The organism is Rhodococcus sp. DK176 (genome assembly GCF_038447315.2).
Classification (GTDB): Bacteria; Actinomycetota; Actinomycetes; order Mycobacteriales; family Mycobacteriaceae; genus Rhodococcus_F; species Rhodococcus_F jostii_A.
This window is the reverse complement of the sequence record NZ_CP118321.2, coordinates 6,550,859-6,577,107: the sequence shown is the minus strand read 5'-3', so window position 1 is coordinate 6,577,107 and position 26,249 is coordinate 6,550,859. Positions and strand designations below refer to the sequence as shown.

Annotated in this window: 21 protein-coding genes; 13 read left to right on the top strand and 8 right to left on the bottom strand. The window is 68.1% G+C overall.

Translation table 11 applies throughout. The features are described 5' to 3' along the window. Window positions 1–6 precede the first annotated feature (6 nt). Window positions 7–1,389: a glutamate decarboxylase gene (locus PSR88_RS30580; RefSeq protein WP_011598067.1), complete on the bottom strand. Its 1,383-nt coding sequence runs from the start codon at window positions 1,387–1,389 to the stop codon at window positions 7–9. A 128-nt stretch (window positions 1,390–1,517) separates the two neighbouring features. Here PSR88_RS30580 and PSR88_RS30575 point away from each other — a divergent pair, with 128 nt between their 5' ends. The 5 genes from PSR88_RS30575 (at window position 1,518) to PSR88_RS30555 (ending at window position 11,964) form a co-directional block, all read left to right on the top strand. Then, entirely contained in the window at window positions 1,518–2,630 is a 1,113-nt protein-coding gene (locus PSR88_RS30575) for an ABC transporter ATP-binding protein (protein ID WP_011598066.1), read from the top strand. Continuing rightward, on the top strand, window positions 2,627–3,406 hold the full coding sequence (locus PSR88_RS30570; RefSeq protein WP_009479251.1) for an ABC transporter permease: 780 nt from the start codon (window positions 2,627–2,629) through the stop codon (window positions 3,404–3,406). The genes PSR88_RS30575 and PSR88_RS30570 overlap by 4 nt, the downstream gene beginning before the upstream one ends. A gap of 50 nt (window positions 3,407–3,456) precedes the next feature. Further along, a complete protein-coding gene (locus tag PSR88_RS30565; RefSeq protein ID WP_029539485.1) occupies window positions 3,457–7,338 on the top strand; it encodes an ABC transporter ATP-binding protein in 3,882 nt (1,293 codons plus the stop codon). 111 nt (window positions 7,339–7,449) lie between these two features. After that, the gene (locus PSR88_RS30560) at window positions 7,450–11,226 is read left to right on the top strand and encodes a multifunctional oxoglutarate decarboxylase/oxoglutarate dehydrogenase thiamine pyrophosphate-binding subunit/dihydrolipoyllysine-residue succinyltransferase subunit (protein WP_011598064.1); all 3,777 of its coding nucleotides are present in this window, start codon (window positions 7,450–7,452) and stop codon (window positions 11,224–11,226) included. 21 nt (window positions 11,227–11,247) lie between these two features. Continuing rightward, window positions 11,248–11,964 (top strand): AAA family ATPase, encoded by a 717-nt coding sequence (locus PSR88_RS30555; RefSeq protein WP_009479247.1) that lies wholly within the window; start codon window positions 11,248–11,250, stop codon window positions 11,962–11,964. 12 nt (window positions 11,965–11,976) lie between these two features. Here the strand turns inward: PSR88_RS30555 and PSR88_RS30550 are convergent, their stop codons facing one another. Beyond that, a complete protein-coding gene (locus tag PSR88_RS30550) occupies window positions 11,977–12,690 on the bottom strand; it encodes a hypothetical protein (protein WP_016883296.1) in 714 nt (237 codons plus the stop codon). A 175-nt stretch (window positions 12,691–12,865) separates the two neighbouring features. Further along, window positions 12,866–13,504: a TetR/AcrR family transcriptional regulator gene (locus PSR88_RS30545; protein ID WP_016883297.1), complete on the bottom strand. Its 639-nt coding sequence runs from the start codon at window positions 13,502–13,504 to the stop codon at window positions 12,866–12,868. Between the two features lie 70 nt (window positions 13,505–13,574). Between PSR88_RS30545 and PSR88_RS30540 the strand changes: the two genes are divergently transcribed. The 3 genes from PSR88_RS30540 to PSR88_RS30530 are packed head-to-tail and all read left to right on the top strand — an operon-like array spanning window position 13,575 to window position 16,931. Beyond that, a complete protein-coding gene (locus tag PSR88_RS30540) occupies window positions 13,575–15,176 on the top strand; it encodes a flavin-containing monooxygenase (protein ID WP_016883298.1) in 1,602 nt (533 codons plus the stop codon). Continuing rightward, window positions 15,173–16,003, top strand: coding sequence for an SDR family NAD(P)-dependent oxidoreductase (locus tag PSR88_RS30535; RefSeq protein ID WP_011598060.1), 831 nt, complete (start codon window positions 15,173–15,175; stop codon window positions 16,001–16,003). Before PSR88_RS30540 ends, PSR88_RS30535 begins: the two co-directional genes overlap by 4 nt. Before the next feature lie 7 nt (window positions 16,004–16,010). Next, window positions 16,011–16,931: an alpha/beta hydrolase gene (locus PSR88_RS30530; protein ID WP_016883299.1), complete on the top strand. Its 921-nt coding sequence runs from the start codon at window positions 16,011–16,013 to the stop codon at window positions 16,929–16,931. On the opposite strand, the gene PSR88_RS30525 is transcribed toward PSR88_RS30530, so the two are convergent. After that, window positions 16,890–17,831 (bottom strand): ABC transporter substrate-binding protein, encoded by a 942-nt coding sequence (locus PSR88_RS30525; protein ID WP_029539486.1) that lies wholly within the window; start codon window positions 17,829–17,831, stop codon window positions 16,890–16,892. The two genes, PSR88_RS30530 and PSR88_RS30525, sit on opposite strands and share 42 nt — an antisense overlap. 143 nt (window positions 17,832–17,974) lie before the next feature. Here PSR88_RS30525 and PSR88_RS30520 point away from each other — a divergent pair, with 143 nt between their 5' ends. From PSR88_RS30520 to PSR88_RS30505, 4 genes are read left to right on the top strand one after another with little or no spacing between them, the layout of a single operon-like run. Further along, window positions 17,975–18,949: an ABC transporter substrate-binding protein gene (locus tag PSR88_RS30520; protein WP_016883301.1), complete on the top strand. Its 975-nt coding sequence runs from the start codon at window positions 17,975–17,977 to the stop codon at window positions 18,947–18,949. A 10-nt stretch (window positions 18,950–18,959) separates the two neighbouring features. Further along, the gene (locus PSR88_RS30515; protein WP_016883302.1) at window positions 18,960–20,117 is read left to right on the top strand and encodes an ABC transporter ATP-binding protein; all 1,158 of its coding nucleotides are present in this window, start codon (window positions 18,960–18,962) and stop codon (window positions 20,115–20,117) included. Between the two features lie 4 nt (window positions 20,118–20,121). Continuing rightward, window positions 20,122–20,820, top strand: coding sequence for an ABC transporter permease (locus PSR88_RS30510; protein ID WP_005239327.1), 699 nt, complete (start codon window positions 20,122–20,124; stop codon window positions 20,818–20,820). Continuing rightward, a complete protein-coding gene (locus PSR88_RS30505) occupies window positions 20,817–21,521 on the top strand; it encodes an ABC transporter permease (protein WP_005253728.1) in 705 nt (234 codons plus the stop codon). Before PSR88_RS30510 ends, PSR88_RS30505 begins: the two co-directional genes overlap by 4 nt. A gap of 82 nt (window positions 21,522–21,603) precedes the next feature. Here PSR88_RS30505 and PSR88_RS30500 read toward each other — a convergent pair whose 3' ends face one another. The 3 genes from PSR88_RS30500 to PSR88_RS30490 all read right to left on the bottom strand — a co-directional run bounded on the left by PSR88_RS30500 (window position 21,604) and on the right by PSR88_RS30490 (window position 24,384). Next, window positions 21,604–22,797, bottom strand: coding sequence for an NADP-dependent malic enzyme (locus tag PSR88_RS30500; protein ID WP_009479238.1), 1,194 nt, complete (start codon window positions 22,795–22,797; stop codon window positions 21,604–21,606). 376 nt (window positions 22,798–23,173) lie between these two features. Continuing rightward, on the bottom strand, window positions 23,174–23,533 hold the full coding sequence (locus PSR88_RS30495; protein ID WP_011598054.1) for a hypothetical protein: 360 nt from the start codon (window positions 23,531–23,533) through the stop codon (window positions 23,174–23,176). Next, window positions 23,530–24,384, bottom strand: coding sequence for a PHP domain-containing protein (locus tag PSR88_RS30490; protein WP_009479236.1), 855 nt, complete (start codon window positions 24,382–24,384; stop codon window positions 23,530–23,532). The genes PSR88_RS30495 and PSR88_RS30490 overlap by 4 nt, the downstream gene beginning before the upstream one ends. 147 nt (window positions 24,385–24,531) lie before the next feature. On the opposite strand from PSR88_RS30490, the gene corA reads away from it, so the two are divergent. Further along, the gene (gene corA / locus PSR88_RS30485) at window positions 24,532–25,623 is read left to right on the top strand and encodes a magnesium/cobalt transporter CorA (protein WP_011598053.1); all 1,092 of its coding nucleotides are present in this window, start codon (window positions 24,532–24,534) and stop codon (window positions 25,621–25,623) included. On the opposite strand, the gene PSR88_RS30480 is transcribed toward corA, so the two are convergent. Continuing rightward, window positions 25,620–26,207, bottom strand: coding sequence for a suppressor of fused domain protein (locus tag PSR88_RS30480; RefSeq protein WP_029539487.1), 588 nt, complete (start codon window positions 26,205–26,207; stop codon window positions 25,620–25,622). The two genes, corA and PSR88_RS30480, sit on opposite strands and share 4 nt — an antisense overlap. Window positions 26,208–26,249: the final 42 nt, after the last annotated feature.

Sequence of the window (26,249 nt, the reverse complement as noted above, 5' to 3'; positions counted from 1 at the left end):
AAGCAGCTAGTGGGCGAAGTGCTGTTCCGTCGAACGCCCGCCGCCCTTCTCGCGGAGTTCGGCGCACACTTCCTCGATCGCCTCGGCGACGAGGGATCCGAGATCGGCGCTGAAGCCCTCGCGCACGACGATGCGCAGGACCGCCACGTCCTCCGCGTCGGCGGGCATCGTGTAGGCGGGCACCTGCCATCCCCGCGCCCGCAACTCGTGTGACACGTCGAAGACCGTGAAGCCGGGGTCGCCGACGAGTTCGAACGCCACCACCGGAATGTCGGTGCCGTCCGTGATCAGGGTGAAGCCTTCGATCTCGGCGATGCGTTTGCCCACGCGAACTGCGGTGTCGCGCAACGTCTGCATGATCGACCGGTAGCCGGCCCGGCCCAGTCGCAGGAAGTTGTAGTACTGCCCCACCACCTGATTGCCGGGCCGCGAGAAGTTCAGGGTGAACGTCGGCATGTCGCCGCCCAGGTAGTTGACCCGGAACACCAGCCCCTCTGGAAGGTGTTCCTTGTCGCGCCACACCACGAACCCTATCCCCGGATACGTCAGCCCGTATTTGTGGCCGCTGACGTTGATCGAGGCCACGCGCGGAACCCGGAAGTCCCACAGCAACTCCGGTTGCAGGAAGGGGACGACGAAGCCACCGCTGGCCGCGTCCACGTGGATCGGGACGTCGGGGCCGCCGGACGCGGCAAGTTCGTCGAGAGCGTCCGCGATCGCGGCCACCGGCTCGAGTTCCCCCGTATAAGTCGTGCCCACGATCACGACCGCTCCGATCGTGTTCTCGTCGACCGCGTCCCGAACCTGCTCCGGCGTGATGACGTAGCGGCCCTTCTCCATCGGCAGGTACTTCGGTTCGACGTCGAAGTACCGGCAGAACTTCTCCCACACCACCTGGACGTTGCTGCCGAGCACCAGATTCGGTCGCGCAGTGTCCTTCCCGGCCGCCTCCCGCTTCGCCCGCCACAACCACTTGAGCGCGAGACCACCGAGCATGACCGCCTCGCTCGAACCGATCGTCGAGACGCCGGTGGCGCTGGCCGGGTCGGTGGTCGACAGGTCGGGAGCGTGGAACAGATCGGCCACCATCGACACGCACCGGGACTCGATCGCCGCGGTCGCCGGGTACTCGTCCTTGTCGATCATGTTCTTGTCGAACGTCTCGGCCATCAGCTTGTCGGCCTCGGGATCCATCCACGTGGTGACGAACGTGGCCAGGTTCAGCCGCGAACTGCCGTCGAGCATCAACTCGTCGTGGATGAACCGGTACGCGGCCTCGGGATCGGTTTCCTCGTCCGGCAGCCGCAGCGCCGGAAACGGATCGATCGAGAGGCGCCCCGTGTAGGCGGGAGAAATGACGTCGCGATGGTGATGGTGGTGCTTGCTCATGTGCGTCCCCAATCGATTGGTGTCAGCATGCGCCGTCGCAGACGCCCTGTACGACAGTTGGTGAATCTCGGCACGGCAGCCCAGTAGGGTCGAAACAGTTCCATTCGATTGTGGCAGGGGAGGACGGGTTGACCACAGCAATCCCGGGAAGTTTCACGGCGCCGATCGAGGTGCGGGGGCTGTCGAAACGCTTCAAGAACGTCGACGCCGTCACGGACCTCAGTTTCACCGTGCCGCAGGGATCGATCACCGGATTTCTCGGGCCCAACGGGTCCGGCAAGACCACGACACTGCGGATGATCCTCGGGCTCGTGAAGCCGACGTCCGGCAGCTCCACGGTCGCCGGTGTCCCGATTCGACTCCTCGTCGACCCCGCGCGCACGGTCGGCGCCGTCCTGGACTCGCAGAGCCTGCACCCCAACCGGACGGCGCTCGACCACCTGAAGGTGTACGCGTCCGCGATCGGGGTACCGGACGCACGCGCACTGCAGGTGCTCGCGCTCGTCGGGCTCGAGGACGTCGCCGGGCGCAAGGCGGGCGGCTTCTCTCTCGGCATGCGGCAGCGGCTGTCGCTGGCGACGGCGCTGCTGGGTGATCCGCGCATCCTGATCCTCGACGAACCGGCCAACGGACTCGACCCCGAGGGCATCGTCTGGCTGCGCGAGTTCCTCAAGGGCTTCGCCGCGTCCGGCAGGACGGTGCTGATCTCGAGCCACATCCTCCGCGAAGTGGAACAGACCGTCGACAATCTCGTCATCGTCAGCCGCGGCTCCCTCGTCTACCAGGGACGCATGGAGGAGCTGCGCAAGTCGCAGCAGAGCCGGCTGCTGGTCGCGTCCTCGAGCCCGCCCGCCCTGGCCACCGCCCTCGCCGCCAGGGGCATCGTCGATGCCCGCTCGCTCGCGGACGGACGCCTCGCCGTCGTCGGCGCGTCCCTCGAACTCGTCGAGTCCGTGGCCGCGGACGCCGGGGTGACGATCTTCGGCGCCGTCGGCGACCACATCGACCTCGAGCAACTCTTCCTGTCGATGACCGCTGGTCAGTACGTGGCCGGAGCGAGCGCCGCGGCGCCCTCGGGCTACGGCCCGCCGCCGACGTACGCTCCCCAGCCCGGGTACGCACCTTCCGGGTACGCCCCGCAGCCGGGCTACGGTCCGCCACCCGGGTACGCCCCACCACCGGGCTACGGTCCGCCACCCGCACACCCCCAGCACGGTCCGACGTCCGGAGGTCCGCGATGACAGCGCTGCTCACCGCGGAATTCCGCAAGGTCACCACACTGCGGTTCTGGTGGATGCTCGGTCTGGCACCACTGATCGTCGGGATGTTCTCGAGCGCGATCACCCTGCCGGTGATGCGCGCGTTCACCGACGCGTTCGAAGCCGATCCGAGCGAGGCCAACCTCGCCGCCACCCTGTTCGGGCTGGCGGTCGCGGTCGCCCTCGTCGTCCTGTTCGCCGCGGTCTTCGGGGCGGTGAACGTGGGCACGGAATTCCGGTACAAGACGCTCACCACCACGTTCCTCACCGCCCGCGGCCGGGACGGGGTGATCGGCACCAAGCTCGCCGTCACCGCGGCCTTCGGCTTCTTCTACTGCCTCGTGGTGGAGGTGGTCAGCGTCGCCCTGCTGCTGACGTTCGGCGGGGACACCTTCGAACTGCGCGGATCCCTGTTCGCCATGCTCGGGGCGGCCCTGATCTGCGGGGCACTGTGGGCTCTCATCGGCGGCGGCGTGTCGATGCTCACCGGCTCGTCCGTCGGAAGCTGCATCGCCCTCGTGGTCTGGTACACCCTCGGCGAGATGATCCTCCGGTCGATCCTCAGCGGGATCGGCATCGGCTCCGTCGGAAGTGTCCTCCCCGTGTCCGCCACCCTCGGGACGGTCGCGAACGCGGCCGCGGGCAACGAGATCGACTGGCTGACGCTCTGGCCCACCGCTCCCCTCGCCCTGCTCGTGTGGACCGCGGTCTTCGTCGGCGGCGGCTGGGCGCTCACCCGGCAGCGCGACATCACCTGACGCCGCGCCGGGTGCCGCCCCTGTCGGTACCCGGCGCTAACGTGGATCCAGTGGCAAGGGAGAGTGCGTCCGGTTCGGTGATCGAACGGGAGCAGACGCTGGAGCAGGATCAGGCACGGCCGGGTTGGATTCGACGGCTGAGCGGTGAGTGCTGGGCGCACCGCCGCGTCGCACTCGGTGCCCTGTCCGTGACGGTCGTCGCCGCCGGGATCGATATCTCGTTCCCCCTCCTCACCAAGTACGCGGTCGATGCCGCGGGCTCGGGTAGCGCCACTCAGGTGATCAGCATCGCCGCCCTGCTCATCGCACTGCTCGCGTGCGTCCGCTTCGGCTGCCAGTACGGCCGCCGGATGCTCGCAGGCAAGCTGTCACTCGACGTCCAGCACGACCTGCGGCTCGGCCTGCTGGGCGCGCTGCAACGCCTCGACGGGCGGGGGCAGGATCAGATCCGCACCGGACAGGTGGTCTCGCGGTCCATCACCGACCTCCAGCTGGTGCAGGGCCTGCTCGCCATGGTCCCGTTGTCGGCGGGCGCGCTGCTCCAGTTCGTCCTCGCGCTCGGCATCATGGCCTGGCTGTCACCGCTGCTGACCGTCGTCGCGCTGGTGATCGTCCCCGCCGTGTGCCTCGTCGTCTACGCGATGCGCCCGAAACTGTTCGCGGCAACCTGGTCGGCGCAGCAACGGGCAGCCGACCTCGCGCAGCACGTCGAGGAGACCGTCACCGGTGTCCGCGTCGTCAAGGGGTTCGGCCAGGAGCGCCGGGCCGTCGACCAACTCGAAGACCACAGCCGGACGCTGTACGCCGAACGCCTGCGAGCCGCCCGGATCAATGCGCGCTTCGCGCCGACCATGGCGGCACTGCCCCAGCTCGGTCTCGTCGGCGTCATCGCGGTCGGCGGCTACCTCGCCCTGCACGGTTCCATCACGATCGGCACGTTCCTCGCCTTCGCCACGTACGTCGCCACGATGACCGCCGTCACCCGCACGCTGTCGTCGGTCGTGATCATGGCCCAGCTGTCCCGGGCCGCCGTCGAGCGCGTGTACGAGGTGATCGACGCCGAACCGGAGGTCGCGGACCCGCCGCATCCCACCGCACTGCCCGGCGGACCGCTGGGTGTGGACCTGCGGGCGGTCACGTTCGGATTCGAACCGGACCGGCACATTCTCCGCGGACTCGACCTGCGCATCGCGCCCGGCGAGACGGTCGCGGTGGTCGGCATGGCCGGCTCCGGCAAGACCGCCCTGTCGCTGCTGCTCCCCCGCTTCTACGCACCATCCGCGGGTTCCGTGTCCCTCACGTCGGCGGGCGAGTCGTTCGACGTCTCGCAGCTGAGCGCCGAGCAGTTGCGCGAAGCCGTCGGCCTCGTGTTCGACGAGCCGTTCCTCTTCTCCGACACCATCGCGGCCAACATCGCCCTCGGCAAGCCCGACGCCAGCGCCGAGGAGATCCGCGCCGCCGCCGACATGGCCGCCGCCGACGAGTTCGTCTCCGCGTTGCCGGACGGGTACGACACCGTGGTCGGCGAACGCGGTCTCACCCTCTCCGGCGGGCAGCGGCAGCGGATCGCGCTGGCACGCGCACTCCTCACCGACCCGAGGGTGCTGATCCTCGACGACGCGACCTCCGCCGTCGACGCCACCACCGAGGCGTCGATCTTCGCGGCGCTCCGGGCGAATCGCGGGCGGACGGCGCTGATCCTGGCGCATCGCCGCTCGACCCTGTCGCTGGCCGACCGCGTCGCCGTGCTCGACGGCGGACGGATCATCGATTCCGGCACGGTGGCCGAGCTCGACGAACGGTGCCCGCTCTTCCGCGCACTGTTCGCCTCCCCCGACACCGCGGGCCCCATCGACGTCAGCGTCCCCGCACCGAGCGAGCCGATGCCGTATCAGCGCATGCCGTCCGAGTCCGAGTTGTGGCCGGAGGACGTCGAGGAGTGGGACGTGCCCGGCTCGTCCGCCTCGTCCGGCCGCACCCCGGCGTCCGGTGCGGGCCCGGGCGGCGGCCGCACCGCCGGCGGACCGATGGCGGGAGCGCTGGGCAACGTGGCCGCGACCCCGGAACTTCGGGAGGCCGTGAACGCGCTTCCGCCCGCCGTCGAGAGCCCGGGCATCGACACCCGGGACCTGCGCCTGCCCGAGCCCGACTTCCGGCTGACGCGGATCCTGCGCCCGGTCCGAGCCCTGCTCGTCGCCGTCGTCGTCTGCCTCGCGCTCGACTCGCTCGCAGGGATCGCGTTCCCGTCGATCGTCCGGTTCGCGATCGACCGGGGTGTCGTCCCGCAGGACTCCGCAACCCTCTGGACGGCGGCCGGGGTCGGCGTCGCCCTCGTCGTCGCCGGCTGGCTCGTCGTCGCGCTGATGACGGTCCTCACCGCCCGGGCGGGTGAACGCGTGCTGTTCGGGCTGCGGGTGCGCAGTTACGCCCACCTGCAGCGGCTCGGACTCGACTACTACGAGCGCGAACTGTCCGGCCGCATCATGACCCGGATGACCACCGACGTCGACGCGCTGTCGTCGTTCATCCAGACCGGGATGTCCACCGCCGTGGTGAGTGTCCTGACCGTCCTCGGTATCTCCGTCGCCCTGGTCGCCACCGACGTCACGCTCGCGCTGGTGGCGCTCGCCGTCATCCCGCCGCTCGTCGTCGCGACGCTGATCTTCCGGCGGATCTCCTCGGTGGCGTACACGGTCTCGCGTGAGCGGATCTCGCTCGTCAACGCCGACTTCCAGGAGAACATCGCCGGGCTCCGCGCGGCCCAGGCGTACCGCCGCGAAGGGTTCGCCGCCCGGAGGTTCGCCGAGCGGGCCGACAGCTACCGGCGCAGCCGGATGCGGTCACAGCGGGCGATCTCGCTGTACTTCCCGTTCATCGCGTTCCTCTCCGACCTCGCTCTGGCCGCCGTGGTGTTCGTCGGCGCGCGCCAGGTCGCGGCAGGGGACACGACGACCGGGACACTCGTCGCCTTCGTGCTGTACCTCGGGCTGCTGTTCGGGCCCATCCAGCAGCTGTCGCAGGTGTTCGACGGGTACCAGCAGGCCAGTGTCGGTCTGCTCCGGATCGGGGACCTGCTCCGCACTCCCAGTTCCATCGAGCGGGCTACGTCGCGGGAAAACCTCCAGCCGATCGACGGGCACCTGCGCGGCGAGCTGTGCCTGCGCGACGTCGGGTTCCGCTATCAGGGCGCCGACAGCGACGCCCTGACCGACATCGACCTGCACATCCCCGCCGGCACCACCGTCGCCCTGGTCGGCCGGACCGGTGCGGGCAAGTCGACCATCGTGAAACTGCTCGCCCGCTTCTACGACCCGACGTCCGGCGCGGTGCTCGTCGACGACGTGGATCTCCGCCGGTACCCGCTCGGCGCGTACCGCGGACGCCTCGGCGTCGTCCCCCAGGAGGCGCACCTGTTCACCGGGACCGTCGCCACCAACATCGCGTACGGCCGCCCGGATGCGAGCCGCGAGGAGATCGAGGACGCTGCCCGCGCGGTCGGAGCGCTGGGCACGATCGCCGGACTGCGGGGTGGGATGCATCACCCCATCGGCGAGCGCGGGCAGGGATTGTCGGCGGGCCAGCGTCAGCTGATCGCGCTGGCCCGGGCCGAGCTGGTCGACCCCGATCTGCTGCTGCTCGACGAAGCGACCGCGACACTCGATCCGGCCACCGAGCAGGTAGTTCTCGAGGCGAGCAGCCGTGTGACCCGCACCCGGACGTCGGTGGTGGTGGCCCACCGGCTGGCCACCGCGGCCCGGGCAGATGTGATCCTCGTCATCGACAAGGGGCGCGTCGTCGAGACCGGATCGCACGCCAATCTGCGCTATGCCGGTGGCCACTATTCGGGACTGTGGGATGCGGCGGAGACCGGGTCGGGGAATAATCGCGGGGCGAGAACCGTCATCGATGGTGACCCCATCGGTTGGCCGTGAGACAGCTCACACGTGCAGGCCTGGCGATCTACACGTCACACGCGAGGGCTAGTCTCATGTATATAGGCGCTCTGATCGGGTACCGAAATAGAAACGAGGCGAACACCTGCCGTGAGCAGCAGCTCTACATCCCAGTTCGGACAGAACCAGTGGTTGGTTGACGAGATGTACCAGCGTTTCCAGGACGATCCGTCGTCCGTGGACGCGAGTTGGCACGAATTCCTGACGGATTACTCTCCCGACGCCGCCGCCAAGGCAGGCGCAGCCAACGGACACGGCACTAACGGCACCACCACCGCCGCACCTGCTGCCGCTCCCTCCGCCAAGGCGGCGACTCCCCCGGTTCCCGAGTCCGAGACCGCACCCAAGCCTCAGACCAAGACGGCCAACGGCGCCGCGCCCAAGGCTGCACCCAACGGTGCAGCTCCGAAGGCTGCTGCCCCGAAGACCGAGGCCCCCAAGAAGGCCGCACCCGCGAAGGAGACCGCGGCGACGGACGCGAAGGCGTCCGCTCCAGCTCCTGCAGTAGAAGAGTCGAAGGTTCTCCGCGGCGCAGCTGCTGCCGTCGCCAAGAACATGTCGGCCTCGCTGGCCATTCCGACCGCCACCAGCGTTCGCGCCATCCCTGCGAAGCTGATGTTCGACAACCGGATCGTCATCAACAACCACCTCGCCCGTACCCGCGGCGGCAAGATCTCGTTCACGCACCTGCTGGGTTACGCGATCGTGCAGGCGGTCAAGGCGTTCCCGAACATGAACCGGCACTTCGCCGAGATCGACGGCAAGCCCAACGCGGTCACCCCCGCACATACCAACCTCGGTCTGGCCATCGACCTGCCGGGCAAGGACGGCAGCCGGTCCCTCGTCGTCGCCGCGATCAAGAACACCGACACCCACAACTTCACGCAGTTCTACAGCGCCTACGAGGACATCGTCCGGCGCGCGCGTGACGGCAAGCTCACCGCCGAGGACTTCTCGGGTGTCACGATCTCGCTGACCAACCCCGGCGGCATCGGCACCGTGCACTCCGTGCCGCGTCTGATGAACGGCCAGGGCGCCATCATCGGTGCCGGCGCAATGGAGTACCCGGCCGAGTTCCAGGGCGCGAGCGACGAGCGTCTCGCCGAGATCGGCGTCGGCAAGCTCATGACGCTGACCTCGACGTACGACCACCGCATCATCCAGGGTGCCGAGTCCGGCGACTTCCTCCGGACCATCCACAACCTGCTGATCAGCGACGAGTTCTACGACGAGATCTTCCACGCGCTGCACATCCCGTACGAGCCGGTCCGCTGGCGCAAGGACGTGCCCGAAGGCGCCGTCGACAAGAACACCCGCGTTCTCGAGCTGATCGCCGCGTACCGCAACCGTGGCCACCTGATGGCCGACACGGATCCGCTGCAGTTTGTCAAGGACAAGTTCCGCAGCCACCCGGACCTGGACGTCCGCACGCACGACCTGACCCTGTGGGATCTCGACCGCGAGTTCAAGGTCGGCGGCTTCCACGGCCAGGAGAAGATGAAGCTGCGCGACGTGCTCAGCGTGCTGCGCGACGCGTACTGCCGCCACGTCGGTGTCGAGTACACGCACATCCTGGAGCCGGAGCAGCAGCAGTGGCTGCAGGACCGGGTCGAGGCGCACCACGTCAAGCCCACGGTCGCTCAGCAGAAGTACATCCTGAGCAAGCTCAACGCCGCCGAGGCGTTCGAGACGTTCCTGCAGACCAAGTACGTCGGGCAGAAGCGCTTCTCCCTCGAGGGCGCCGAGTCCGTCATCCCGATGATGGACGCCGTCATCGACCAGGCCGCCGAGCACCAGCTCGACGAGGTGGTCATCGGCATGCCGCACCGCGGTCGCCTCAACGTTCTCGCGAACATAGTCGGTAAGCCGTACTCGAAGATCTTCACGGAGTTCGAGGGCAACATGAACCCGGCGGCCGCCCACGGCTCCGGCGACGTGAAGTACCACCTCGGCGCCGAGGGCACGTACATCCAGATGTTCGGCGACAACGACATCACCGTGTCGCTGACGGCCAACCCGTCGCACCTCGAGGCGGTCGACCCGGTCCTCGAGGGCCTGGTCCGCGCGAAGCAGGACATCCTCGACAAGGGCGAGGACGGCTTCACCGTCCTGCCGCTCATGCTGCACGGCGACGCCGCGTTCGCCGGTCAGGGTGTCGTGGCCGAGACGCTGAACCTGGCACTGCTGCGCGGGTACCGCACCGGTGGCACCGTGCACATCGTGGTCAACAACCAGGTCGGTTTCACCACCGCCCCGGAGTACTCGCGTTCGTCCGAGTACTGCACCGATGTCGCGAAGATGATCGGCGCGCCGATCTTCCACGTGAACGGCGACGACCCCGAGGCCTGTGTCTGGGTCGCCCAGCTCGCTGTCGACTTCCGGGAGAAGTTCCAGAAGGACGTCGTCATCGACATGATCTGCTACCGCCGTCGCGGTCACAACGAGGGCGACGACCCGTCGATGACGCAGCCGGCGATGTACGACGTGATCGACACCAAGCGCAGCGTGCGTAAGAGCTACACCGAATCCCTGATCGGCCGCGGCGACATCTCGCTGAAGGAAGCCGAAGACGCACTCCGCGACTACCAGGGCCAGCTGGAACGGGTGTTCAACGAGGTTCGCGAACTCGAGAAGTACACGCCGGAGCCCAGTGAGTCGGTCGAACTCGACCAGGTGCTGCCCACGAAGTTGAAGACGTCCGTCGACGAGTCGGTGCTCGAGCGGATCGGCGACGCGTTCGTCAACGTGCCCGAGGGCTTCACGGTGCACCCGCGCGTCAAGCCGGTCATCGAGAAGCGCCGCGAAATGTCTCGCGAGGGCAAGATCGACTGGGCGTTCGCCGAGCTGCTCGCATTCGGTTCGCTGGTCGACCAGGGCAAGATGGTTCGCCTGTCCGGCCAGGATTCCAAGCGCGGCACGTTCACGCAGCGTCACTCGGTCCTCATCGACCGCAAGACGGGCGCCGAGTATACCCCGCTGCAGAACCTGGGCAGCGAGAACCCCGGCAAGTTCCTGGTCTACGACTCCGCACTCAGTGAGTTCGCCGCCGTCGGCTTCGAGTACGGCTACTCCGTGGGCAACCCGGACGCGCTCGTGCTGTGGGAGGCGCAGTTCGGTGACTTCGTCAACGGCGCGCAGTCGATCATCGACGAGTTCATCTCGTCCGGTGAGGCCAAGTGGGGTCAGCTGTCCGACGTCGTGCTGCTCCTGCCGCACGGCCACGAAGGTCAGGGTCCCGACCACACGTCCGGTCGTATCGAGCGCTTCCTGCAGTTGTGCGCCGAGGGTTCGATGACCGTGGCCGTGCCGTCCACCCCGGCCAGCTACTTCCACCTGCTGCGTCGTCATTCGCTCGACGGAATCCGCCGCCCGCTGGTCGTCTTCACACCGAAGTCGATGCTGCGGAACAAGGCCGCGGTCTCCGACGTCGAGGACTTCACCACCGGCAAGTTCCGCTCGGTGTTCGAGGAGCCCACGTACGAGACGGGCGACGCCGAACGCGACAAGGTGCGTCGTGTCCTCCTCGTCAGCGGCAAGCTGTACTGGGAGCTGCTGGCGAAGAAGCAGAAGGACAACCGCGAGGACATCGCGATCGTCCGCATCGAGCAGCTTTACCCGGTTCCGAGCCGTCGTCTCCGCGAGACGCTGGACCGCTACCCGAACGCCACCGAGTTCCGGTGGGTTCAGGAGGAGCCGGCCAACCAGGGTGCGTGGCCGTTCTTCGGTCTCGCTCTGCCCGAGTTGCTGCCCGACAAGCTGTCCGGGATCAAGCGCATCTCGCGTCGTTCGATGTCGGCACCGTCCTCGGGTTCGAGCAAGGTGCACGCTGTGGAACAGCAGGAGATCATCGATGAAGCCTTCGGCTGAAGCGTTCAGCTGAGCGTTTGATTGACTGATCTGCCACTGAGCCGGGTCGAGTTCACTCCACGGAGCGGATTCGACCCGGCTTCGTGGTATCTGGACCTGCCCGCGGTGGCGGAACTGTGCGACAACGGTCTGGCATTCGAGCGGCCGGTCACGGTGATCGTGGGTGAGAACGGTGTCGGGAAGTCGACGCTGGTCGAGTCGATCGCTGCGGCCTGGCAGGGTGGGTTCCACGGGGCGCAGGACCGAATGTGGTCGGCGGGTTCCAGCCCCGAGGACGCGGACCTCGGCACTCACCTCACGTGTGTCGGCGCCCGGCCGCAGCCGTATGGCGGGTGTTTCCTGCGTGCCGAGTCGATGCATTCGCTGTTCGGTGCGGCCGACGAGTCACGTCCCCGCGAGGACGATCCGTCGTTCAACCAGCTCTCGCACGGTCAGTCGTTCCTGCGGTACGTCGCCGACCGTCCGATCGGGGTGGGCCTGTGGATTCTGGACGAGCCGGAGGCCGCGCTGTCGTTCCAGTCCTGCCTGGCGCTGCTCGGGGTCATCGCGGATCTCGCCGAGGAGGGTTCGCAGGTGATCATGGCGACGCACTCTCCCCTGCTCGCCGCCGCGCCCGGCGCCGAGATCTGGGAACTCACTGACGAGGGCATCGACTACCCCGAGTGGAATCAGCTCGACCTCGTCCGCAACTGGCGGTCGTTCCTCGACGGACCCGACCGCTTCCTGCGGCATCTCTAGGCCGGCCGACCACTACCGCCCCGCCTCCGCCCGCGACCTCACGACCTGGACCGCGAGGGCGGTGGCGGTGGCGGCGAGGAGTCCGCCGAGGGCGGTGAGGGTGAGCGCGTCGGGGTGGATCAGCGGCTGACGGCGGAACGCCTGCCACGTGAGCACGGCGAGTGGCCCGGCGTCGGTGAACGCCAGCACGGCCGTCAGGGACGCTCGGGTTTTCTCGCTGCGGAGCCACGGAATCCGCGACGAGAGGACGCTCAGGACGAGGGCGCCGATCAGCATCACCTGCAGGCCGTGCAGTCCGACGAAGTGCGGGATGCGGAGGTCGCCGCCGGAGGTGCTCCAGTTGGTCACCGGCAGTCCCGGATGGTCGTCGGTGACGCCGACGCTGTGCCGTGCGGCGAGTTCGACGACGCGGCCGCTCGCGTCGGTCGTGGTCTGCCGGCCCTGAAGTCCCATGAGGTACCCGAGTGCCATGCCGGCCACCGCCAGGAACATGCCCGCATGGATGGCGCGGGTGAGGGCACGTTCCCCCACGCGCTGGAACAGCAGGATCAGGGCGATCACGAGGTTCGCGACGAACAGGCCGGGGACACCGGTCATGAACACGTATTGGCCGATCCTGTTGACGGCGTCGTCGGACGTGTTGAAGTGGCTGAACGTTCCGCGCGCGGCCTGCACGGCGATGAATCCGACGTCGATGATGCCGGTCACGGCGAACACCGTCGCCATGGCCCGCGACCATCACCGCCAGCGGCACCTGGCGGGACGCGACGATGCGGGAGCGGAGATCGAGGGTGGTCATGACGAGAACGCTGGGAACATCGCATGCGTCGTCACGTCACGCCGGGGAACGAAATCGGTGTCACCCGCGGGTACTACGGGTGTACCCCGAGTACTAGGGGTGTCAGGTGGTGGTGGCCGACATCAACGCGGCGGCGATCTCGGGTGCGGCGGCGATGGCGAGCGCGGGGAGGGCCTGGACGTTGAGTTCTATCAGTTCGTCGCGGGTCAGGTGTGGGTCGCGCAGCCAGGTGATGGTGACTTCCTCGACGTAGGCGATCCAGCCGCGGACGGCGAGTTCGACCGCCCGGGTGGGCTCGACACCGATCGCGGGCAGTTGTTCGAGGGTCCGTGCGGACATCACGGCCCGGGTCTCCTCGAAGACGGCGCGCATGTCGGGGTCGCCACTCGCCGTTCCCCGCAGGAGCGACACGTACGTGCCACGGTTCTCGCTGACGTAGTCGACGTACGACGCGAGGACCGAGCGCAGGATCTGCATCGGATCCCGCGCATCCCCGACGTACGGGTCGGGGGCGGTGCGGGCGAGCATCTCGCTGCTGGTGTGCCGCACGATCTCGAGGTGGAAGTCGTGCTTGGACGCGAAGTAGTGGAACAGCAGTCCGCGGGAGACGCCCGCCTGGTCGGCGATGTCCTCGACGGAGATCTGCTCGAGCGGGCGCTGCGCCAGCATCTTCGCGCCGAGGTCGATCAGTTGCGCGCGCCGTTGTTCGGGGCTGAGACGGGTCCGCTTCACGACGTCCATGAGACAAGACTACTGAATGAAGGTCAATAGGCTATTGACTGCCCCTCAATAGCGCCCTATGGTTTCTTACATGAGTCTCCCCGTCACAGATACTTCCGCCCCACCCGCAGGTGTCCGGCACATCGACACGCTGATCATCGGCAGCGGGTTCGCCGGCCTCGGCGCGGCGATCAAGCTGACCCAGGCAGGCAAGACCGATTTTCTCGTGCTCGAACGCGGGTCCGACGTCGGCGGTACCTGGCGAGACAACACGTACCCGGGCGCGGCGTGCGACGTTCCGTCACATCTGTACTCCTACTCGTTCGCGCTGAACCCGGAGTGGACCCGATCGTTCTCGACGCAGCCCGAGATCCAGAAGTACATCCAGTCGGTGGCCGACAAGTACAAGGTGCGCGACAAGCACCTCTTCGGGTGTGACGTGCAGTCCGCCCACTGGAACGAGTCGACCACCCGCTGGGAGGTCACCACCACGAAGGGGAACTTCGTCGCCAAGGTCCTCGTCTCCGCGGTCGGCGCACTGTGCGAGCCGTCCCTCCCCGACATCAAGGGCATCGAAGGTTTCGAGGGCGAGATCTTTCACTCCGCCCGCTGGAACCACGACGCCGACCTGACGGGCAAGCGCGTCGCCGTCATCGGCACCGGCGCCTCGGCCATCCAGATCGTGCCCGCCATCGGCAAGAAGGTGTCGCACCTCGACGTGTACCAGCGCACGGCGCCGTGGATCCTGCCCCGGGCGGACCGCGAGTACACGAAGCTCGAGCACACCGCGTTCAAGTATCTCCCCGGCTTCCAGAAGCTGTGCCGCACCGGCATCTACTGGATGCGCGAGAGCCAGGTCGTCGGACTCGCGAAGGCCCCCGTCTTCATGAAGCCGCTGCAGTTCGCGGCCGAGCGCCACCTGCGCCGCCAGATCAAGGACAAGGCTCTACGCAAGAAGGTCACGCCGAACTTCCAGATCGGCTGCAAGCGGATGCTGATCTCGAACAACTACTACCCCACCCTCGCGCAGGACAACGTCGACCTGGTGACCGACGGCATCGCCGAGGTCACGGCCGACTCGGTGGTCTCGAAGGACGGCACCGTCCGCGAGGTCGATGCCATCGTCGTCGCCACCGGCTTCCACGTCACCGACTCCCCCACGTTCGAGGGCATCTTCGGCAAGGACGGCCGCTCGCTCGCCGACGTCTTCGACGAAGGCGGACAGCAGGGCTACAAGGGCGCCGCGATCGCGAACTTCCCCAACATGTTCTTCCTGGTGGGCCCGAACACGGGTCTGGGCCACACCTCGATGGTCTTCATGATCGAGTCGCAGCTCAACTACCTCGTCGACGCCCTGCAGATGCTCGACAAGTACGACATCGGCAAGATCGAGGTCCGCCAGGACGCCCAGGACCGCTACAACGCCGAACTCCAGGAGAAGCTGTCGCACAGCGTCTGGAACAACGGTGGGTGCGCGAGTTGGTACCTCGACAAGCACGGCAACAACACCACGCTGTGGCCGGGCTTCACGTTCCAGTTCCGGAACGAGACGAAGCGCTTCGACCTCACCGCGTACGACAGCGTGGCCACCGCCGATCTACCTGCACCCGTGCACGTGAACGGCAAGACCCCCGGCCCCGCCGCCATCCCGGCACAGATCGACCTCGACGACGACAAGGTGACAGCACAGTGAGCGAGTTCGCAGGCAAGGTAGTCGTGATCACCGGAGCCGGTTCCGGTATCGGCAGGGCACTCGCCCTCAACCTGGCGGGCCGGGGTGCCAGGCTGGCGATCTCGGACATGGACACGGTCGGGCTCGCCGAGACGGCACGCCAGGCCGAGGCGCTGGGAGCCGAGGTCAAGGCCGATCACCTGGACGTCACCCAGCGCGAGGCGGTGCTCGCGTACGCCGACGACGTGCGGGCGCACTTCGGCAAGATCAACCAGGTGTACAACAATGCCGGCATCGCCTACCACGGTGAGTTCGAGAAGTCCGAGTTCAAGGACATCGAGAGGATCATGGACGTGGACTTCTGGGGAGTCGTCAACGGCACCAAGGCCTTCCTGCCGCATCTCATCGCGTCGGGCGACGGCCACGTCGTGAACGTCTCGAGCCTCTTCGGTCTACTGTCCATGCCGGGTCAGAGCGCGTACAACTCGGCGAAGTTCGCGGTGCGCGGTTTCACCGAGTCCCTGCGCCAGGAGATGCTGATCGCCAAGCACCCCGTCAAGGTGACGTGTGTGCACCCCGGTGGCATCAAGACGGCCATTGCCCGCAACGCCACCGCGGGACCGGGTGAGGACCTCGACACGTTCGCGAAGTTCTTCGACCAGAAGCTTGCACGCACCACGCCGGAGGCGGCTGCCGAGACCATCGTGAACGGTGTCCGCAAGAGCAAGCCGCGCGTCCTGATCGGTGCCGACGCCAAGTTCCTCGACGCCTGGGTGCGGCTCGTCGGACCCAGCTACCAGCGTGTGGTCGCCCTCGTCGCCGGACGAGTCCTCCCGAAGTCGAACTGAGGTACCGATGAGCTTCCACCTGCCGCTGCCGGTCGTCGCGACGGCCCTCCGGCCGTTCTACCGGCTCAGCCTCAACGCCCGGCTTCCGTACACCGTGCAGCGGGCGCTCCTCGACCTCGGCGCTCCATTGCAGCGGGTGCCCGCAGGTGCCGTCGTCCGCCCGACCTCGCTGGCCGGGCGGCCGGCGGAGCGAATCACGTTGGGACCCACCGAACGCCGGACCGCGGTGCTCTATCTGCACGGCGGGGCGTACACGATCGGTTCGCTCGCCACGCACCGTTCGCTGGCCGCTCACATCGCCAGGGAATCCGGCAGCGTCGTCTACACCCTCGACTACCGGCTGGCCCCGGAGCATCCGTTCCCGGCCGGGCTCGAGGACGCGGTCGCGGCGTACATGGAGCTGAACACCGAACACGGTTACGAGACAGAGCAACTCGCCATCGCCGGCGATTCGGCGGGCGGTGGCCTCGCGGTCGCCACGGCGCGCCGCCTGATCGACCGGCACGGTGTGACTCCGGCCGCGTTGGCGCTGATCGCTCCGTGGGTCGATCCCGGCAGGCGCGACATGTCCCGCGACCGGGATCTCGTGCTCAACACGGCGTGGTCGTTCGACGCCGCCGAGAAGTACCTGGGCAACGGGGACGCGCACGATCCGGGTTACGCACCGCTGCACGGAAATCTGGCGGGACTGCCGCCGACGCTGATCCACGTCGGGGTGGACGAGGTGCTCTACCCGCAGATCATGGAGTTCGTCGACAAGCTGAACGAGTCGGACGTGGACGTCACACTCACCGAGTACGCCCGGCTGTGGCACGTCGCCCACCTGCAGGCGTCCCTGGTCCGCGAGGCCGCGGATGCGGTCGCCGAACTCGGGGCGTTCCTGGATTCACAGATGAGCGTCGAGCCACACCCGCGCCACGTCGGCTGAATCGGCACCACCGCGGACCTGGCCGATCATGTCGGCCAGGTCCGCGGTCGTCAACTCACCCGCCACGACGTTCAGTGCCTTCAGCTGGGCTTCGGTGAGAGTTCCGATCCGGAACAGCGGCACCACGTTCTGCGCGGTGAACACGTGCTCGTCGTCCGCCAGCAGCACCAGATCTGCGTCCGAGACGTCCGGTGACGCGGTGGTCACCCCGGCCACCCGCACGGCTCCGTCCGTCGATGCCGGGGCGGCGAGTTCGCCGACGGCGGCCGCGTCGTCGGCCACTGTCCGGGTCTGCGCGAACATGCAGCCGGTGAGGTCGGGAAGCGCGTCGGCCTCGAACGCCGGGGCGAGCACGGCCGTGCTTCTGCTGCACGAGGGAGCGAGTTCGTCCAGGGTGGTGAGATCCAGCTGCCCCGACGTCTGCGAGGTCACGGCCAGCGCCGACCTGTCCTCGGCGGCCGCGTAGTCGGAGATCGAAAGCCCCTGCGGCAGAGCCTTGCTCAACGCCTCGAACACATCGTCCTGTTCCGTCTCCGTCGATTCGGGGTCGTAGTAGCGCAGCAACCGGCCCGTGAACTCCGGCACCAGCGTGACGTTTCCGGCATCGAGCTGTCCGAGGTACGCGGTCCGGTCACCGAGTCCCCCGTCGGTGGTGACCGGCGCCCCGGTCGAACGCAGGGCACCCGCGTAGATTTCGGCCAGGATCCGGCTCTCCGCTCCGTCACCCGCACCCACCACGATCTCGCCCGGCCCCTGCGCCGCGGAACCGTCGAGGGTCGTGTCACCGCCTGCGCATCCCGACGCCGCCCCCGCGACCAGTAGCAGCGCGGACGCGGCGATCAGTGCCCGGGACCACGCCGCTGGGCGCCCGGCCGATCCGTCTGTGCGTGTATGTGCCACGTCGCGCCTTTCGTTTACCTCGAGCTGGTCGAAAACCGTGCTCTGTCCGCCCCTATCGTTACACTGGCCAACCGATGGCGCGGACACGCGTCCACCGGTTCCCGTCGGCAGGCCCGGCGCCGGTGACAACGGGAAGGACGCTCATGCGCACCTCACGAATTCTGTCGGGCTTCACCCGCCGCTCCGTTGGCAGCATCGCTCTCGCGACGGTCGCCGTCGTGTCGCTCGCGGCATGCGGTGGCGGCGGATCCGACCCCCTGTCCGCCGGCGGCGAGGGATCGGGTGACGACCCCAACACGATCATCGTGGGATCCGCGAACTTCCCCGAATCGGAGACGGTCGCGAACATCTACACCGAGGTGCTCCGCGCCAACGGGTTCGACGTGACGACGAAGTTCAACATCGGCAGCCGTGAGGCCTACATTCCCGCGCTGAAGGACGGGTCGATCGACGTCATCCCCGATTACACGGGCAACCTGCTGCAGTACCTCGACCCGGATTCGACGGCCACGAGCGCTGCCGACGTGGACGCCGCGCTGCCTGCCGCGCTGGGCTCGGAACTGACGATCACCACACCGGCCCCGGCCGAGGACAAGGACGCCGTCGTCGTCACGAAGGAGACGGCGCAGCGCTGGAATCTCACCTCCATCGCGGATCTCGCGGCGCACTCGAACGAGGTGAAGTTCGGTGCGCCGGCCGAATTCCAGGAACGTCCCGGTGGCCTCCCCGGCCTGAAGGCCAAGTACGGCCTCGACATCACGGCCGACAACTTCGTCCCGATCGCCGACGGCGGCGGTCCCGCCACGGTGGACGCCCTCGCATCGGGACAGATCACGGCCGCCGACATCTTCACGACGTCCCCGGCGATCGCGCAGAACGGTTTCGTGGTGCTCGCGGATCCGCAGAACAACTTCGCGGCGCAGAACGTCGTGCCGGTGGTGCGCGCCCCCAAGTCCTCCGACAAGCTGACCCGGGCGCTCGACGCACTGTCGGCGAAGCTGACCACCGAAGAGCTTGTCGCGCTCAACGATTCCGTGTCGGGTGACGCGAAAACCGAGCCGGCCGCGGCCGCCAAGCAGTGGGTGACGGACCAGGGGCTCGACAAGCCGGTCTCGTGAGGAGCCTGCCGTGATCACATTCTCGGGAGTCACCAAGCAGTACCCGGACGGCACGACGGCGGTCGACAACCTCGACCTGGAGATCGACGCCGAATCGTTCACCGTCTTCGTCGGGCCGTCCGGCTGCGGCAAGACCACGTCGATGCGGATGATCAACCGGATGATCACCCCGACCGCGGGAACGATCACGGTCGACGGCCGCGACATCGCCCAGACCGACGCGGTGAAGCTCCGACTCGGCATCGGCTACGTCATCCAGAGCGCGGGACTGCTGCCGCACCGCACGGTGGTCGACAACGTCGCGACCGTGCCGGTGCTGCGCGGCGACTCACGACGCAACGCCCGCAAGGCCGCGTTGGCGGTGCTCGAACGCGTCGGACTCGACCCGGCGCTGGCGTCCCGCTATCCCGGGCAACTGTCCGGCGGGCAGCAGCAACGCGTCGGGGTCGCGCGGGCGCTGGCCGCCGACCCGCCGATCCTGCTGATGGACGAGCCGTTCAGCGCGGTCGATCCCGTTGTCCGCGAAGACCTGCAGGCCGAGATGCAGCGCCTGCAGGCCGAGATGCGCAAGACGATCGTGTTCGTCACCCACGACATCGACGAGGCCGTCAAACTCGGCGACCGAGTGGCCGTCTTCGGGCCGGGTGGCCGGTTGCAGCAGTACGACGCGCCCGACACGGTGCTGTCCGCGCCGGCCACCGATTTCGTCGCCTCGTTCGTGGGACGCGACCGCGGGTACCGCGGACTGTCGTTCCGGACGGCAGATCAGGTTCCGCTGCACACCATCCGGACGGCGACCGAGAAGGAGTTGTCCGGGCTCCGGCTCGAACAGGGTGAATGGGTCCTGGTCGTCACGGACGCGGGCGTTCCGCGGGGGTGGATCGATGTCACCGGCGTCGAGGGGGCGCGGGCCGGACGGCCCGTCTCCGAGTGCACGGCGGCGGGCGGGTCACTCTTCTCCCCCGGTGCCGACCTGCGGCAGGCCCTGGACGCGGCCATCTCCTCACCGTCGGGCATCGGAGTGGCCGTCGACGCCGACGGCGCGGTCACCGGCGGTATCCTCGGCTCCGAGGTGATCGCGAAGCTGGCCGAGCAGCGGGCAGCCGAGGATCGCGCGAGGGGTGAGCACTACTTCACTGCCCAACCGGCAACCCCGGACGGGCCGTGATCCCATGCGATGGCTCATCGACAATTTCTCGGTCGTCGTCGACCTGACGAAGACCCATCTCTATCTCGCACTGGTTCCGCTGCTGATCGGGTTACTCATCGCGGTCCCGGTCGGGACCGCGATCCGGGGTGCGTCCTGGCTGCGGAAGATCACGCTGATCGTCGCGGGTATCGCGTTCACGATCCCGTCGCTGGCGTTGTTCGTGACGATCCCCTCCGTCGTCGGACTGCAGATCCTGGACCCGCTCAATGTGGTGATCGCGCTGACGATCTACTCCACTGCCCTGCTCATCCGCGCCGTGCCCGAGGCCCTCGACTCCGTTCCCGCCGACGTCGTCGACTCCGCCACCGCGATGGGTTTCACCCGGCTCCGCCGGGCCCTGACCGTCGAATTGCCCCTCGCGCTACCCGTTCTCGTCGCGAACGTGCGAGTGGTGGCGGTGACCAACATCTCACTGGTGTCGGTGGGTTCGCTGATCGGGATCGGCGGTCTCGGCACGCTGTTCACCCAGGGCTACCAGCGAGACTATCCGGACCAGATTCTCGCCGGGATCATCGCGATCGTCGTTCTGGCCCTCGCGTTCGACCTGCTGCTGTTCCTGGTCGGCCGGGCACTGACACCGTGGACCCGGCAGCAGAAGGTCCGGCGCACGCCGCTGGTCGCGGGACAGTCGGCGGCCCCGGCCGCAGGGGAGGCTTCGTGAACATCTTCGGCGGCGCATGGGAGTACATCGTCGATCCGGGAAACTGGTCGGGCAGCACCGGAATCGGCGCCCGCATCCTCGAACACCTCTGGTACAGCTTCCTGGCGGTCGCACTGTCCGCCGTGGTCGCGGTGCCGATCGGACTGATCATCGGGCATCTGCGCAAGGGTGACGTGGTCGTGGTCGGTCTCGTCAACGCGCTCCGGTCGCTGCCGACACTGGGTCTGCTGACGTTCCTGGTGCTGCTGCTCGGACTGGGTCTCATCCCGCCGATCCTCGCCCTGGTGATCCTCGGAATCCCGCCGGTACTCGCGGGCACGTACGCGGGTGTCGCGAACGTCGACCGGACGGTCGTGGACGCCGCCCGCGCGATGGGAATGACCGAGTGGCAGGTCCTCACGCGTGTCGAGGCCCCGAATGCGCTGCCGCTCATGCTCGGCGGGCTGCGCAACGCCACCCTGCAGATCATCGCGACCGCAACGGTTGCTGCGTACGTCAACCTCGGCGGCCTGGGCCGCTACATCTTCGACGGATTGGCCCTGCGCCAGTACGACAGGGTGCTCGTCGGTGCGCTGCTCGTGACGATCCTCGCACTGGTCGTGGACGGCCTGCTCGCGCTGGCGGTGTGGGCGTCCGTTCCCGGAACCGGCCGCCTGCGCCGCAACCCGAGCGCCGAACAGATCGCCGAACGCGCGTCGTAGCGAACACGTCACCCAACGGCAAACACCCCGACACCGGAACCGTGGGTGCGGGTTCTGGATCGGGGTGCTCGACGGATTCTCGCTAGTCGGTGACGCCTTCTGCACGGGCAGCGGCGGCGACTGCCTCCGCGACAGCGGGGGCGACGCGAGGATCGAGCGGGCTGGGAACGATCTTGTCTACAGCCAACTCGTCACCGACGACCGAGAGGATTGCCTCGGCGGCGGCGAGCTTCATACCTTCGGTGATCCGGCGGGCACCGGCATCGAGCGCACCACGGAACACACCGGGGAAGGCCAGCACATTGTTGATCTGATTCGGGAAATCCGAGCGTCCGGTCGCCACGATCGCCGCATGCTTACGGGCGACGTCCGGGTGGATCTCCGGGTCCGGGTTCGACAACGCGAACACGATCGAACCCTCCGCCATCGTCGCGATCAGCTCCTCCGGCACCGTGCCGGCGGACACCCCGAGGAACACATCCGCCCCGTCGAGGGCTTCGACGATGCCGCCGCGGCGGCCGGCCGGGTTGGTGCGTGCGGCCAGATCCACCTTGACCTCGTTCAGGTCCTGCCGATCCTTGGAGACGATGCCCTTCGAGTCGAGCACCGTCACATCGGCGATCCCGGCGGCGAGCAGGATGTTCGCGCAGGCCACACCGGCGGCGCCGGCACCGGAGATGACCACCCGCAGCTGGTGGATGTCGCGGTCCTGGACCTTGACCGCACCCTTGAGGGCGGCCAGGACGACGATGGCGGTGCCGTGCTGGTCGTCGTGCATGACCGGGCAGTCCAGGGCCTCGATGACCCGCTTTTCGATCTCGAAGCAGCGCGGCGCGGAGATGTCCTCCAAGTTGACCGCACCGAAGCTCGGGCGCAGCCGGATCAGGGTTTCGACGATCTCGTCGGGGTCCTTGGTGTCGAGGACCAGCGGGATCGAGTTCAGGCCCGCGAAGTTCTTGAACAGGGCAGACTTGCCCTCCATCACGGGAAGGGAGGCGCGGGGGCCGATGTCGCCGAGGCCGAGTACCGCGGAGCCGTCGGAGACGACGACCACCAGGCGGCTGGTCCAGGTGTAGCGGTCGGCGAGGGTTTCGTCGGCGGCGATGGCGCGGGAGACCTGCGCGACGCCGGGCGTGTAGGCGATGGACAGGGCGCGCTGCGTATCGAGGGCGGTCGTGGTCTCAACCGAGAGCTTTCCCCCGATGTGGCCGGCGAAGATCTCCTCGTCGGTCAGCTCGACCTTCTGCGGTGTGGTGGGTTCGGACACGATGGACACGATGACACTCCTGCTAAGTCCAGGCTCACTCGGGGCCGGGTTACTGAGAAGTAACCGTGAGGATCGGCGCTGATCCTCACAGTTACTCCACGAACGACAACTGAGGGTGAAGCTTCCGGGGTGCGCGATCACGATGGCCGCAGAACGTCCGAAGCGTCATGGCACGGGCGGGTGAGCCCTGGCAACACTGCCATAAACCCCCGCCGAAGGGCGGTGGCGCCGACGTCGGAGTGGTGCTAAGTCTGGCACGAATATCGATGCACAATCAAATTGCCACGACAGTCAGATGTCTCACGTTTTCTGGCCTCTACCTGTGAGAATAAGTTACCGATGGGTCACTGTGAGAGCCGGTTTCACATAACGCGCCGAGCGTCCGTCAACCCCACCACTGGGTAGCCAGCAGAAGCGCCGCCGCCGCGAGGACGGCGACGGATGCGACCACGGCGACGAGACCGTCGCGGCGGTCCGCAATCCGCTGCGCCACGATCACGAACACCGACGCGACCACGTGCGCGGTGATGGAGATCGTCCCCGGGCCGGGGAAGCCCCGGCCGCCGCCCACGTAGGCGGAGCCGATCACGACGAGGCAGAGGATCACCACCCCGGCGGCGACGGCCCCGCTGAGGGCGCGCAGCGCGCGGACGACGAGAGGGCTGCGACGCGGTTCGGTGGCCGTCACCGTCCTCGGGAGGGTGGGACCGTAGGGGTCGTACCGCTCGAACTCGTGCGTGTTCATGCCGAGACCACCTGTACGCCGGATGCTTTCGAGACGAGGGTGTCGAATTCGTCGGCGTCCGTCGTGAACTCGCCGAGCCGGATGGCCTTGTTCGTGCCGTGGTAGTCGGAGGAGCCGGTGACGACCAGACCGAGCTCGTCGGCCAGTTCCTGCAGTACCCGAGCGTCGTCCGACGAGTGGTCGGGGTGGTGCACCTCGAGCCCGTGCAAACCCGCTCCCGCCAGGTCGCGGACATGATCGAGCGACAGCAGCCGCCCCCTCGTGCGGGCCCGTCCGTGGGCGAGGATGCTCACTCCCCCGGCCTCCGCCACCAGTTGCACGGCGTCGTCGAGGGGCGTATCGGACTTGTCGACGAAGTACCGGCCGCGGGGGGCCAGCAGATCCACGAACGCCTCACCGACGCTGCCGACCACTCCGGCGCGCATCAGGGCCCTCGCCAGGTGCGGGCGTCCCGCCGCGGGTCCCGCTTCCGCGAGCACCTCGTCGGCGTCGATGGGCAGACCGTCCTCCATCATCAACTCCGCCATGGCGCGGATCCGCACGATCCGCTCGGTCCGCAACCGTTCCCGCTCGCGTGCGAACGCCGCGTGCGCGGGATCGAACAGGTAGGCGAGGAGATGCACCGCAACCGGACGTCCGTCCTCACCTCGCCCCTCGCAGGACATCTCCATGCCCCGCACGAGCGCCAGCCCCGCAGGCAACGCCGCGACCGCTTCGGCCCACCCCGCGGTCGTGTCGTGATCGGTGATCGCCACGATGTCGAGTCCTGCTGCCCCCGCGGCACGCACCAGGTCCGCCGGGCTGTCGGTTCCGTCGGAGGCCGTCGAATGGGTGTGGAGATCGATGAGCACCAGACCAGTCTGTCAGGTGTCGCGGCACGGGGTCCGAGCGTGCGGCCCGGAAGCCTGGCGTGTCGGGCGACGCCGCCGGTCCGGAGCGGGTGCTGACGTACGATTCACCAGCAGCGTTTCCGACTCGACGGTGAAAGGGAGGGCCCCGTGCCGTCTGTGCCCTCGCTCCCCAAGCGTGGCAGCGACAAGGATCAGCGCAGCGGAGGCAAGGACCCGGGCCCCAGGATCCGCATCCCGACCGCGCGCGCCATCGTGGACTGCGGCGTGTACGTCGACGGCACGAGGCTCCCCGGAAAGTACACGCACCAGGCCGCGATGGCCGAGGTCCGCAAGCGGGGCCGAGGGTTCGTGTGGGTCGGGTTGCTCGCCCCCGACGAGGGGCAGATGGAGAGCGTGGCCGAGACGTTCGGGCTGCACGAGTTGATGGTCGAGGACGCCGTCCACGCCCACCAGCGGCCGAAGCTGGAACGCTACGACGACGTGTTGTTCCTGGTGCTGCGGACGGTCAACTATGTGCCTCACGAATCGGTGGCGACGGCCAGCGAGATCGTGGAGACCGGCGAGATCATGGTGTTCGTGGGCGCCGACTTCGTCATCACCGTCCGGCACGGTGACCATTCCCCGCTCGCGAACGTCCGGCATGCGCTGGAGGCGAACCAGGAGCGGCTCGCCCTGGGCCCGTACGCGGTGCTGCACGCGGTCGCGGACCACGTGGTGGACACCTACCTCGAAGTCACCCAGGCCATCGAAGAGGACGTCGACGGCATGGAGGAGGCGGTGTTCAGCCCGCGCAGCAGCGTGGCGGTCGAACACATCTACCTCCTCAAGCGCGAGATCGTCGAACTCCGCAAATCGGTGAACCCGCTGTCCAATCCGCTGCTGCGGCTGACGCGGGCACCGGGCAATCCGGTGCCGAAGGAGATCCGCCGCTACTTCCGCGACGTCCTCGACCACCACACCACCGTCGCCGAGCGGATCGCCGAATACGACGAGGTCCTCAGCTCACTCGTCGACGCCGCCCTCGCCAAGATCGCCGTGCAGCAGAACACCGACATGCGCAAGATCTCGGCGTGGGTGGCCATCGCGGCCGTGCCGACGATGATCGCGGGCATCTACGGCATGAACTTCGACAACATGCCCGAATTGCATTGGCAGTACGGCTATCACGGCGTGGTGTTCGTGATCGCGTCGGTGACGGTGGCCCTGTTCGTCACGTTCCGCCGGAACCACTGGCTCTAGAGGGACGCGGCACCGCGGTTCGGATCGCGGACGTCGATGCCCGCCTCCGTCCAGGCGTCGCGCAGTGCGCCGGCGCCGCGCAGCCGGACCCACGCCGCTTCGGTGCCGGTGAGCGGCACGACAGCGAGGAACCGGACGGCCTCCGCGGGCTCGGGCAGCGGGAGGTCCGGGACGGTCGATTCACCGAGTAGCACGGCGGTGAACGGTGCGTCCTTCCACAGCGGCTCACCCAGGTCGAGCAGCGCGTCCTCGACGAGAACCACCCCTTCCACCGACGGCGCCGCCGCCAGGACCGCGAGGGTCCGCGCCACTCCCGATGCCACCCCGGCCCCGCCGCGCAGGGTGAGGATCAGTTCGGCGCGGGGGCCACGGAGCGGGTCGGCCACCAGTTCGCCGGGGTCGCCCATCGGGTGCCGGGAGCACCCCAGGGTCACGTAGCGCACCAGTCCCGCGTCATCGGGCGCGAACCGCAGCACGTCCAGCGGCTCGACGCCCAGGAACGTCACCGATGCCGCAGTCGGCTCCGGGCCCCCGATCTGCCCCAGCAGGTGCGCGCGAACGGAGGCCACAACGCTGTCAGTCACCCCGCAATCAAACCACCGAAGCCGCTCACCCGTCCTCCGGCC